The organism is Dapis hubbardiae BLCC-M172 (assembly GCF_050016015.1).
GTDB lineage: Bacteria > Cyanobacteriota > Cyanobacteriia > Cyanobacteriales > Microcoleaceae > Trichodesmium.
In genome coordinates this window covers 17,606-29,828 of sequence record NZ_JBNHEQ010000008.1, presented here as the reverse complement: position 1 = coordinate 29,828, position 12,223 = coordinate 17,606, and the positions used below count along the sequence as shown (strand labels likewise).

General features: G+C 37.6%; 10 protein-coding genes. 3 read left to right on the top strand and 7 right to left on the bottom strand.

What is annotated here, in order from left to right:
* Window positions 1-1,054, top strand: a 1,054-nt coding sequence (locus ACP6PK_RS00725; protein WP_472846353.1) for an NHL repeat-containing protein, incomplete at its 5' end; no start/stop codon positions are given.
* Window positions 1,055-1,124: 70 nt separating this feature from the next.
* Window positions 1,125-1,397, top strand: a complete 273-nt coding sequence (locus ACP6PK_RS00720) for a hypothetical protein (RefSeq protein ID WP_094671774.1) — start codon at window positions 1,125-1,127, stop codon at window positions 1,395-1,397.
* Between the two features lie 524 nt (window positions 1,398-1,921).
* Here ACP6PK_RS00720 and smpB read toward each other — a convergent pair.
* Window positions 1,922-2,392: an SsrA-binding protein SmpB gene (gene smpB / locus ACP6PK_RS00715; RefSeq protein ID WP_094671773.1), complete on the bottom strand. Its 471-nt coding sequence runs from the start codon at window positions 2,390-2,392 to the stop codon at window positions 1,922-1,924.
* Between the two features lie 394 nt (window positions 2,393-2,786).
* Window positions 2,787-3,572 carry a hypothetical protein gene (locus ACP6PK_RS00710; protein ID WP_426556899.1) on the bottom strand — a complete coding sequence of 262 codons (786 nt, stop codon included), beginning with the start codon at window positions 3,570-3,572 and terminating at the stop codon, window positions 2,787-2,789.
* Window positions 3,573-3,790: 218 nt separating this feature from the next.
* On the opposite strand from ACP6PK_RS00710, the gene ACP6PK_RS00705 reads away from it, so the two are divergent.
* Complete coding sequence (locus ACP6PK_RS00705; protein ID WP_426556897.1) at window positions 3,791-4,690, top strand: metallophosphoesterase family protein; 900 nt, start codon at window positions 3,791-3,793, stop codon at window positions 4,688-4,690.
* Between the two features lie 282 nt (window positions 4,691-4,972).
* On the opposite strand, the gene ACP6PK_RS00700 is transcribed toward ACP6PK_RS00705, so the two are convergent.
* The 5 genes from ACP6PK_RS00700 to ACP6PK_RS00680 all read right to left on the bottom strand — a co-directional run bounded on the left by ACP6PK_RS00700 (window position 4,973) and on the right by ACP6PK_RS00680 (window position 12,119).
* Window positions 4,973-5,302, bottom strand: coding sequence for a DUF3082 domain-containing protein (locus tag ACP6PK_RS00700; protein WP_094674273.1), 330 nt, complete (start codon window positions 5,300-5,302; stop codon window positions 4,973-4,975).
* A gap of 49 nt (window positions 5,303-5,351) precedes the next feature.
* Window positions 5,352-6,044, bottom strand: a complete 693-nt coding sequence (locus ACP6PK_RS00695) for a Uma2 family endonuclease (protein WP_426556895.1) — start codon at window positions 6,042-6,044, stop codon at window positions 5,352-5,354.
* Between the two features lie 528 nt (window positions 6,045-6,572).
* Window positions 6,573-7,517: a 4-(cytidine 5'-diphospho)-2-C-methyl-D-erythritol kinase gene (gene ispE, locus ACP6PK_RS00690; protein WP_426556893.1), complete on the bottom strand. Its 945-nt coding sequence runs from the start codon at window positions 7,515-7,517 to the stop codon at window positions 6,573-6,575.
* A 952-nt stretch (window positions 7,518-8,469) separates the two neighbouring features.
* Window positions 8,470-11,799, bottom strand: a complete 3,330-nt coding sequence (locus tag ACP6PK_RS00685; protein WP_426556891.1) for an nSTAND1 domain-containing NTPase — start codon at window positions 11,797-11,799, stop codon at window positions 8,470-8,472.
* A complete protein-coding gene (locus ACP6PK_RS00680; RefSeq protein WP_094675981.1) occupies window positions 11,799-12,119 on the bottom strand; it encodes a CU044_2847 family protein in 321 nt (106 codons plus the stop codon). Before ACP6PK_RS00680 ends, ACP6PK_RS00685 begins: the two co-directional genes overlap by 1 nt.
* Between the last annotated feature and the right edge of the window lie 104 nt (window positions 12,120-12,223).

Below are 12,223 nucleotides of genomic sequence, written 5' to 3'. Positions count from 1 at the left end.
TACAGAAAAACTACCTGAAGGATTAGAAAAAGTTGCAGAAAAATTACCTGAAGGATTAGAAAAAGTTGCAGAAAAATTACCTGAAGGACTAGAAAAAGTTACAGAAAAATTACTTGGTAGTAAGCAAAATAAAAAGACAAAAAACCACCAGACAAAACCCCTGGGAAAGCCAAAAAAAAAACCAGAATCAGATCCACCAACGTCACAGTCAGAGTTCTCGGAATTACCAACCGATATAGACGAACCATCCCCATTAGGTCTCCCATTTTTCCAGGAGTCATCGACACCGCCCATCGATATAGAACAAGAAGACCCAGACCTAGTTTCCCCCGCAGAAACTTCAGAAATATCAGACGAAGTTTATAAACAGAATGAAGGATTAATTTATATTCAAGATTTATACTCTAAGGGCAAGGCAAGTAATCTCTATACTTTAGATATAAAATCTGGTAAAACATTCTTAATTGGTTCTATGGGTATGCATATAGTAGACATTGCTTTTTGTGGAAATATACTTTATGGAATTCGATGGCGGGACTCAAAAACAACAGATTTAGTCAGAATAAATCCTAATACTGCAAAAACTAAAATTATTGGTAAATTGGGTAATAGTAAAGTAGCTAGTTTAGCTTTTTCTAAACATAGAAATGCTCTATATGCAATGGGTCCTCAAACATTATTAAGAGTAAATCTAAAGACAGGTGCAGGAAGAGTTATTAAGTCTTATAAATCTTATTATCCTTTTTATTGTGGTGGTTTAGCTTTTGATAGTAAAGGTCGAGGTTATTCAGATTTTGGTAATAATTCTAATCAGAAAAGATATCTGATGCGACTTAATAATAATGCTAGTCCTATTACTATTGGTGGTGCTAGTGGAGTTAAGAATTCTGGTTGTCTAGATTTTTACGGTGATGAATTATTTGCTATATTTAATGGTCAAATTTTTAAGTATGATTTAGTTACTGGTAAAGCTAGGTTTGTAACTTATACAGAAAAAAAAGTTTCTTGGGCTGGAATGAGTATTATGGCGCTACGCACAAGTCAGAAGCTATAGGATTTGATATTAAATAAATAAAATGTTAAAATTTTAAGATTTAAAACTTTAGTTTGAGAGGTATTGAGTTATGAGAGATTTAAGTAATGTTCCTATAGATAAGTTGGATCACGAACATTATCGTCAAATGTTAGTTCGTGATGGTCAACGTCGTTTTAATGAGTGGCACAGGGAATATCTAAGGTTTCAGCAAGGGTTTCTCCAGGATCAGAGACGTCGAATTCAGGAATTAGAAAATTTGCGTGAGTCTATTTACAGATATAATAAACGTCGTTCCCAAGAATCTCGAAAAGAGTTTTTGCGTTATCAAAATAAGTTTCTGAATGAAATGCGTCGTTATTAAGTTGATATTTTTCCACTCCAAGTTAATCAGGTGGGGTGGAAATTTATCTTCTTATACACAGATCAAAAACATCTAAAATTCTGGCAGTTTTCGGGATTAATTTTGACACTAAAAAGTATTGATTATGATTATTAAATAGATAATTTTTGGGAGATTTATCCAGAAAAAAGAGTAGAATAAATTGAACAAATAACAGTTGAAACAGTGAGTTACAAACAGGTATTTCAGAAATTACTTTCTAGAGCAAAAGAATGGCTTGTAATTTTCATCCATAGGCACAAATAAAAATAAAAGAAGCTGTCGCATATGATGATACTATAAGCTTTAGTTAGGAGTTGAATTTCCCCTAAGTTTGACTATCTTAATAAACTCTACCCAATGCTAAATTATCAAATTTACTCTCACATAGCAGTCGAAGCAAAGATTAAAACATTTATAAATCCTGTTAGCGGAGCTTTTCCCTATACGAAAAATCCTTTGACAGTTTACTGTTCCCTATTCCCTAGTGGGTAGCACTTGTTAATCTAATATTGTTTAATTGCTCTTTGCATACTTCGTTTATCGTCTCGCCTCTTAATAGTTTCACGCTTATCATAAAGTTTTTTACCTTGTGCCAAAGCAATATCAACTTTTACCCAACCACGCTTAAAATACATCCTCAAGGGTACTAAAGTTAATCCCTGTTGTTCTACTTTTCCAATTAATTTCCGAATCTCTTGTTTATGTAATAATAATCTTCTACTACGGCGAGGTTCGTGATTAAAAAACTCTCCTGCTTTTTGATATGGGGAAATATGAACATTAAGTAACCATGCTTCATTATTACGAATTAAAGCATAACCATCCCGTAAATTGACTTTACCTTCCCTAATTGATTTTACTTCTGTTCCTTGTAATGCCACGCCAGCTTCATAAGTCTCTATAATATGATAATTAAATCTTGCCTGGCGATTATCACTAATTAGTTTTTGTCCTTCACCACTTTTTTTAGCCATAATATATTTTTAGTCTCTAGTCTCTATTTTTATTCTGAACTTTTTATTATACTATAAAATTATTTGCTATGACAACAGATTAATGTAAGCATTCAGCCGTCAGATATCAGCTATCAGTTATGACTTATTAATTCATAATTTTGGAAAGAGGAATTATTCTCCTTGGAGAATTAAAAGTTATCAAGAAAAAGGTCATCAGCTAACCTTATTCAAGAATTAAGAATGCGCGAATTAAGAATGCGCGAATTACCTCTCCTTGAAAAGGAGAGGATTGACAAACAGGAAAATTTTTATTTATTATCCCCTTAAAAGGGTCGGCTTTAAACCACAATATTTCGGTAAGTTATTACCTTCAAAAGCTGAATGCTGAATGCTAATAGCTTAATGCTTAAAATTACCCTGGTAATTTTAAGAGCGATCGCTCTAAAATAACCATATTATAACCAATCACTGAAGTCCGAGCTACCATTCTACCTTGAGAGTTAATTAATGCCAATTTATCAAACTCTAAATTTTGCGCCTCCTCAAACATTTGATTAACTAATTCGTCTTGTTCTTCTTGAGTCATATAATACCAATCATTCTTCACTTCAACAGTTAATAAATTACTGGGTAAATCAAACTTTAAAGACTCAACAATTCCACCACCATATTGATTCGCTAAATCATCAATCTGATTTTGAATTGACACTAGAAAAATTTGCTCTGGTGTTAATTTTGGAGGTTCCGGCGCAACAGGTTCGATAGATTCAGGAGCTTCTGGCAATGTCAAATCTGAAATTTCCTCATTTTCTGTAGCAGGTAGAGACTCTTCGGTAGGTATCGCCTCTGTTAATTCAGACTCCGCAACAACAGGAATATCCGCTACTTCAGTAGTAGGTTTATTAGAAGGAAAAGAAACAACAATAATTACCAGAATTAGGGCAAAAATACCAGCGATCGCCCCAGTCAACAACCCATCAGAAAACTTCTGACTTAGGGACTCTGGGAGTAAGGAACGAACTAACCCCAAACCTTGCTGCCAAAGTCCAGGTTTGGCCACAACTGATTCATTCTCAGTAGTTGGTTGTTCTTGAGGTTGGGTTTCGGATGTGATAGAAGGAGTTTCTGTTGTTTCCTGAGAAACTCCTTCTGTTTCAGGTTGTTCTAAATTTGGTTGGTTTGATTGGTCTTCTGACATTTTTTCTATACCTTTTGGAGGAAGCAAATCGACTAATAAAACGATAAATTAATAAAAGACAAATTTGTACTCTGGACTATAGTCCTTTTTCTACTTAATTAGGACTGACGTAGAAACCGGGTTTATCAATGAAATTTCCTGAGAAACAATAACCAGGGTAATAAACCCAGTTTCTTGTTTGGGTGCGTAAGTCCTATTAATTTATTTTCTCATTAATTATGAGTATAAAACGTCGTCAATTTTTATTTTTAACTGGTCTAAATAGCGTCACTCTTGCTGGTATTTTAACAAAAATGTTTAACACTCATACTAATGCACTAGAATTAAGCAATGCTTCCCCTCTCAAAACTAATCCTATTTTTCGGTTTGTTTCTGTTGCCGATACTGGTACAGGAGGCAAAGATCAATTTGCTGTAGCTGAAGCTATGAGACGGTATTATTTACAATATCCTTTTGATTTTGTAATTCTTGGTGGTGATAATATTTATGAGGATGGAGAAATTGAAAAAATTGGCGATGTTTTTGAGAAACCATACAAAGCTTTACTTGACAATAAAGTGAAATTTTATGCCTGTCTGGGTAACCATGATCTGAGAAGTAATAATGGAGAATGGGAATTAGAATATCCAAATTTTAATATGGCAGGAAGATACTATACTTTTGAGTATCAACCTATTCAATTTTTTGCCTTAGATACTAATATTAATGCTGACTGGAAAGCGCAATTAAATTGGCTAGAAAAAGAACTAAGTAACAGTCAAGCACCGTGGAAAATAGTATTTGGTCATCATCAAATTTATTCTTCGGGAATGTATGGCTTAAATGAAGAATTTATTGAGATTTTAACTCCTCTATTTAAAAAGTATCAGGTGCAGGTTTATATTAACGGACATGAACATGATTATGAAAGAACTCGCCCAATTAATGGTACGACTTATTTGACTTGTGGTGCTGGAGCAAAACAACGTCTTGTAGATATATCGGAGTGGACTGAATATGCTACAAGTGATTTTAGTTTTGCTGCTTTTGACGTTTATAATGACCGTTTAATTGTTAGAGGAATTGATGTTAATAATCATATTTTTGACCAAGGTGTAATTAAGCTTTTTAATAATTGATAATTGATAATTGATAATTGATAATTGATAATTGATAATTGATAATTACCTGTTCTTATTTTATCGTAGGGGTTTTGCCTCCAAACCCCTAAAGTTTTTTTCACAAATCATATCATGTCTGCTAGCATCGGTATTGTATAGGGAAGGTAAGGAAGAAGGTTGAAAGCCTCTCCTTTCAAGGATAAAATAAAGAAATAAATTGCTTTTAACCAATCCTCTTATTTTTATTTTTAAGAAGAGGTAATTATTAATTATTAATTGTTAATTATTAATTATTGAACTTCAACCTTCATTTGGAGGCATTTCTTTGTTGCTAAATCCCTGAATTGTAGTTTGTATAGCCAAGGCAATTAAACCTACAGTAACCATAGCACACATACAGGCTGCAAAAGCAATAACTCCTACTACTAAAGTACGAACAGCACTAGACATATTCACCACAAAAACATTATCTGAAATAATCGGTTTTCTAGCAAATGTCTCAGCAATTGATTTCATTAATAAATAGGCAAGTGTGGCTAATCCACCAGAAATTATAGAACTTGCTAAACATTGTAAAGGGTTGACTTTAGGAGTAGATTTTTTGTTTGATTTAGAAGTTGAATTTGTCATAGTTTCTGAATGTTTGAATTACAAATAAAAAATGATTTGATGAAATTGGTTATGAATCAGATTTTGCCGTTAATTTTTTGACAAAATTTTGATGTTCTGAAGAATTCATCCCCTCCTGTAAAGTTGCTAATACTTGAGCTAAATTTCCTGTAAGTAAAGCTGTTCTATCTAACCATAATCCAGGAAAATACTCACTACAAATAACACCTTTTTCATTTGGTTGAAGTTGAATATATTTGCCTTCTCTTAATCGAAACCAATCAAATTCTCCATCATAAATTCGCCAAACTAAATATTCTTGAACTTGGTTACGTCGATAAACTTTTAATTTATCATGTAAGTCAATAGAAGCTGTACTAGCTGATATTTCGACGATTAATTCTGGGGCACCTTCTACATAGTCATCTTCGCTAATTATAGATTGTCCATTTTCGATAATTCTGAGTAAAGCATCAGGTTGAGGTTCATTGTCGGCATCCAGACGTACTGTACAATTATCCCCTACTTCAACCCCTGGTGTAATTGACCAATATGTGCCTAACCAAGTTATAATAAAAGCATGAGGATTACCATGTTGTCTAATTCGTAACGCTGATGCCATATAAACTATTCCTTCAATTAATTCAGCTTTTTTAACATGAGGCATTTGTTCATAACGCTGTTCAAATTCAAGGCAGGTTAGTCGGTCTCCATTTTCTAGGGGTGGAATTGTTTTTTGGGGTTTTAATATTGTTTGAGACATGTTCAATAATTGATAATTGATAATTGATAATTGATAATTACCACTCCCTAAAAGGAAGAGGATTGAATAAAAGGAAATTTTTTTTGTTTCTCCTTGAAAGGAGAGGCTTTATACCTTTATTTTTCGGTAATTTCAGTTAAGGTAAGGGAATAGGAAATCGTTCCAAGTATTAATTATTTAAAACATGATATTTAATATTACTTCTAAATTTTGTTGGGTTTCCTGACGTCAACCAAACCTACAATATTAATTATTTAAAACATCATATTTGACATGACTTCTGAATTCGGCTTTGCATAAATGCGGGATAATTTTAATAGTTTTGTGGAATAGGCATCTTGCCTGTTCCTTAATATTTTTGGACGGGCAGGATGCCCATCCCACTTAATATTCATGCCTTAATTCAGCAACGCCCTGAATTCTTCATTTTGTTGGGTTTCCTAACGTCAACCCAACCTACAATGTTAATTATTTAAAACATAATATTTGACATGACTTCTAAATTCTGAATTCTGAATTCTAAATTCATCAATGTGCAATACTAATACCACTAGAATTAAACTGTGCTATCCAGAATTCTAAATCTGGGTCAGCCATTTTCGCTTTTACTGCTGCCTCAACTTCCTCTGCTTGAGCTTGAGATTCTGTTAAAGCAAACATAGTCGGTCCTGACCCTGACATCATAGCACCTAATACATTCTCGGAGGCAAAAGCTTCTCTTAATTTTAATAATTGGGGATATTCTGGTAAAGCTACCTTTTCTAGATCGTTATGTAATAGTTTGCCAATTTCAGCGTGGTTGTGGTGAGCGATCGCCGATACCATTGGTCCAGAATGTACTCTTTGTCTACTACTTTCCTGACCTTCTGTATCAGTAACATAAGTATCACCGAACTCTTGACGGTAAGTTTTATACGCCCAAGGTGTAGAAATAGAGAGACTTTTGTATTTAGCTAAAACTACATAAATATGGTCTAAATTTGGCAGTGGGGAAAGCACTTCACCCCTCCCAGTTGCTAACGCAGTTCCCCCACCAATACAGAAAGGAACGTCTGAACCCAACTGCGCTCCCAACTCTTCCAACTCCCCGTGAGTTAAACCCAGTTCCCACATTAAGTCTAAACCAACTAATACTGCTGCTGCATTTGTGGAACCTCCTGCTAACCCTGCTGCCACAGGAATATTTTTATGGATAGTAATTTCAACCCCACCGTATCGAACAAGTGCTTCTGGAAATTGTTTGCTCATCAGGGAACCAGCTCGGTAAGCAATATTAGCCTCATCTGCGGGAACTAGAGGATGCTTACATCGTACAACAATACTTTCAATACCGATAGAACGAATATCTATTTTATCTGCCAGACTAATACTTTGCAAGACCATTGCTAATTCGTGATAGTTGTCTGGGCGATCGCCGATAATTTCTAGATAGAGGTTTATTTTAGCAGGGGCAATTAATGAGTAGGAGTGCATTTTAGGTAGTATTAGATAGTTGGATTCTTTTAGTTTATCTCAGCATGGTGACATAAATCAATAGCAAAATTTGTAGGGTGCGTTAGACGGCTAAAATATAGACTGTCAAAGGTATTTAACAATCCGTCCTAACGCACCATTGCATAATTGTCAGTCCAGTAGTAGATTGATGGGTCTAAAAATGTCGGTTTCGTTGAGCAGTAGCGAAACCCAACAAAACCTTCGTGGTATTGGGTTTCCCCTGATAATTACAGCGCTTTTCATTTCAGTAGACCACAGTAGACCACAGTAGGGGAGTAGGGAAGTAGGGGCGAATCGCGATTCGCCCCTACTGGGTTTTGGTTATGACGGTGTGGTTTCTCCATCTGAAAAGCGGTGTAATATCAAATCCGGTAGTATCGGTAGAATTCAAGGCCGTAGGGGTTTGGTCTCCAAACCCTCTACAAACTAGGATTTTTCGCTCTTTTCTGATGGTAAAACTTTATTCTCCAAAGCAAGCGGATTTGATATAAGTAGGCAGATGGGAGTTTTCTACCTTTTTCTTCAGCTTTGTTGGATGAAAGTATGCCGAAACAATAGTAAGAATGATTTTTCTGCCTCGCATTACCCTAAAATCCTCACTTTTTCAGGGCTTAAAATTGCTAAAACCTTTATCTGTCAATGCTTTTAGATTTAATCAGCACGCCCTAACTATTGGACAATAGATGAATATAACATCAATTTTTGACACAAAAAGGCTGAAACCTTTATCTGTCAATGCTTTTAGATTTAATCAGTACGCCCTAACTATTGGACAATAGATGAATAGAAGATCAATCTATAGAAAGAGAGCAATATAATGAAAAAATCCCCCTGAAAAAGGGATACTTCCGGTTCCCCCCTTCTCAAGGGGGGTTAGGGGGGATCTCCTGCAGTGTACCTCATGCTTACTAAGAAATTTTATAGTTAATTTTTAGTTGATGTCGTCACAAAGACGGCGATCTTCTTCTTTCACGTTGGGGTTATTTTTCAAATAGTCACGCACCCAGTCACAAGTATGCTGGAGTAAGTGATCGAGATTAAACTTCCAGAGTTTGACTGTGTTATCACCACTTGCAGTAGCTATCAACTCACCATCAGGGCTAAATTCGGCATTGTAGATTACATCCTGATGCCCTTCTAAGGTTCTCACCAGAGTTCCGTCTGGTTTCCAGAGTTTTACTGTCTTTTCACTTCGAGTAGCTATCAAGTTACCATCGGGACTAAATTTGGCATCATAGACCGCATCTTGATGCCCTTCTAACGTTCTCACCAGAGTGCCGTCTCGTTTCCATATTTTGCCTGTATTACCACTTGCAGTAGCTATCAAGTTACCATCAGGGCTAAATTCGGCACTGCTAACACCCTCCTGATGTCCTTCTAGGGTTTTCACCAGAGTTCCGTCTCGTTTCCACAGTTTCACTGTGTCGTCAGCACTTGTAGTAGCTATCAAGTTACCATCAGGGCTAAATTTTGCAGTACCGACCCCATCTTGATGCCCTTCTAGGGTTTTCGCCAGAGTGCCATCTGGTTTCCACAGTTTCACTGTGTAGTCATTACTTGCAGTAGCTATCAACTCGCCATCGGGGCTAAATTCTACACTATATATCTCGTCCTGATGCCCTTCTAGGGTTGTCACTAGAGTGCCATCTCGTTTCCACAGTTTGACTGTCTTGTCATCACTTGCAGTAGTAATCAACTCACCATCAGGGCTAAATTTTGCAGTACCGACCCCATCTTGATGCCCTGCTAGGGTTCTCACCAGAGTGCCGTCTGGGTTCCAGAATTTGAGTGTATTTCCACTTACAGTAGCTATCAATTCACCATCAGGGCTAAATTTGGGACTAGAGACCCCATCTTGCCCTTCTAGGGTTTTCACCAGAGTGCCGTCTGGTTTCCACAGTTTCACTGTCTTGTCAGCACTTGCAGTAGCTATCAAGTTACCATCGGGACTAAATTCGGCACTGTATACCTCATCCTGATGCCCTTCTAGGCGGTTATACTCCCGCCACTCTATCATTTTCTGCAATATTCCTGTTGTTCTGAAAGGGATGTAAGCTTTTAGTTGACCAGCATCTTGCAATTTCTTTAGTTCTTTCCCAAGTTTGATGACATCTAACTCTGTCTCTATACTTTGGTTAAAGGGAGTTTCTAAGGTGGCTATTTTGGCTCTGAGATCGGCATTTTTTTCAGTAATTTCAGCAAGTTGTCTCTCAAGCTTTACCAATGGCCCCGCTCCAGAAACCAAAACCAAACCAACCGTCAACCCCAAAACAGTTAACTGCCTCCGGCGCTGTCTTTGTTTCTGTTGTTTCTCTTCCCGATCGCGCAACTCCAAACTCAACCGAATAAAAACCTGCTCCTCCCCACTCAACTCCAACAACCTTTCCTGCTGCCATTTCTCCGCCTCCGCCAAAACCAACCCCCGCAACAACGCCCCATTATCCTTATCCTTCTCCACCCATTGTGCCAACCTACCCTTCAACTTTTCCTGCCAAACCCTAAACTCCCGACTCACCGCCATCCATCCCCGCAACATTCCCCATTCTCTTATCAACGCCTCATGGATAACCTCCACCGTTTCCTCACCAGTTTTATCTAGCCCCGTCACCACCAACCGAGCATCAGCTAACTGCCTCACCAGATCCCAATTATCAACTCCCACCTCAGCACGAGTCGCCACCTTACGAGTATCCTCAGTTCCCATCCCTGGTTGCACCAACTGAATAAACACCCGTTCCGCCTTTTCCCTATCTACCTCACTCAACTTTTCATAAACATCATCCGCATAACTCGCCAACGCCTGATCAACTCCTCCCACTTCCTCATAACCTTGGTGAGTAAGCTGAGAATTACTTTGCTTACCCCACAAACGCTCCAGAGCAAATTCCAACAAAGGCAAATTACCAGGCGATCGCTCCACATCCTTTAATATCCGTTGAGTCAACCCAGACTCCAACCGCACCCCCAACTTTTGCGCAGGCAATTCAATAACCGAGCGCAACTCCTGACTATTCATCGGTCCCAACTTCACATCACTATTCTGCAAAGCATCCGCCAACGAACGATCGGACAAAGCATACCCCAAAAAATCAGCCCGCAGAGTCATAACCAAAGTCAAGTCTGGAATATTTGCCACTGCATTAAGCAACCTTTCCAAAAACAACACCCGCTTTTCCTCGTCAGTACAAAGAGTGTAAATTTCTTCAAATTGATCCGCCACCAACAACAAACGACTGCCTGGATGTTTCTCCAAAATAGAAGCTAACCATGTTGATAAAGTTGACTCTTTTTCTTCCAACAACATAGAAAGTTGCAACGCTTCAATATCTTGTACAGTTTCCTTATTTTCTGGTTGCTTGAAACGAACCAAAGCACGAGCTAATTCATCAAAAGGATGAGCTTTCGGGCGAAACTGTTCAATTTGCCAACTCCCTTGAGAACGCAACCGAGGAACCAACCCCGCAAACACCACCGAAGACTTACCACTGCCAGAAGGCCCTATAACCGCCACAAATTGTTGTCGTGCCACTGCTGCCACAAGCTGCTCAGTGAACACCTCTCGCCCAAAAAAGTATTCAGCATCAGCTTCTCGGAATGCAAACAAACCTTTGTAGGGACAACCCCCAATTAACCGCTCCTGCAACTGAGGCCATGCTGTCATCAATAAATTAGTAGGAATAATAAACGCTGCCTTAGCATCCAACCGTTGTTTTTCCGCAGCAACGGCCATCCCCACAACGCCCTCTAAAGTTTCGTCCCAAACAGGAGTACCACTAAAACCTTCCTGCAAAGCATAACCAGTATTGTCAATATCTTCTAGTTGGACCCAACCATTAGCAGTACCACCCCGTAACACCCCATTGGCCCAGACACCATTTTCCTTACCTTTGGGAAACCCAAAAGCACGAAAATTATGCCCCCAATATTCCTCAGAAGTCATCAACCGCACTGGGGAAGTATTATTAGGAATGGTTGTTAATTCCAAAACGGCAATATCTTCTAAAGCTGCCTGTGGGTTAACAGGCAACCATAAAATTACTTTAGCTATCAGAATTTCCCCAGGGGCAACTTGAGGAAAATCTAATTTAACTTCTGTGGTTGGCATTTCAGCAGTATTACCATTGATGCCTAATGCCAAAGCTACTACATGAGCGCAAGTCAGAATTTGATTTTCAGATACTAAAAAACCCGCTCCTTTTACTTGGTTTGACTGAGAATAAATTCTGACAATAGAGTGGTCAAAGTTAAGTATTGTAGTCATTATTTATTATGCCATTTTAGAGTAATTTCATAGTTAACTTCTGCCTCTCCAGAAGCAATAATTGCACCCATTTCAGCACTTAATTTAATCCCAAATTTTACCTCTACTTCATCAGCAGGTTCATTCATACTTCTAACTTTTTTAATAATAGTATTAGCCACAGGTTTAATTTTTTCCATAGCCGAATCAAAACTTTTATTAGCCTTCCTAGTCACATCATCTGTTATGCCAATACGGTCATCAATTTGTTGGGGAGGTGCATCTACTTCAATAAGAATAAAGTCACCATCTTCTAGGGGAAATTCTACAATTTGCTTCATAATAATTTGTTTAAATTTTGTGTTTAATTTTATCGTAACTTACGCAAATTCGTAGTAGACCGTTTCATCTAAAATGGTGCAATAGGTAGGGGCGGGTTTCTCAG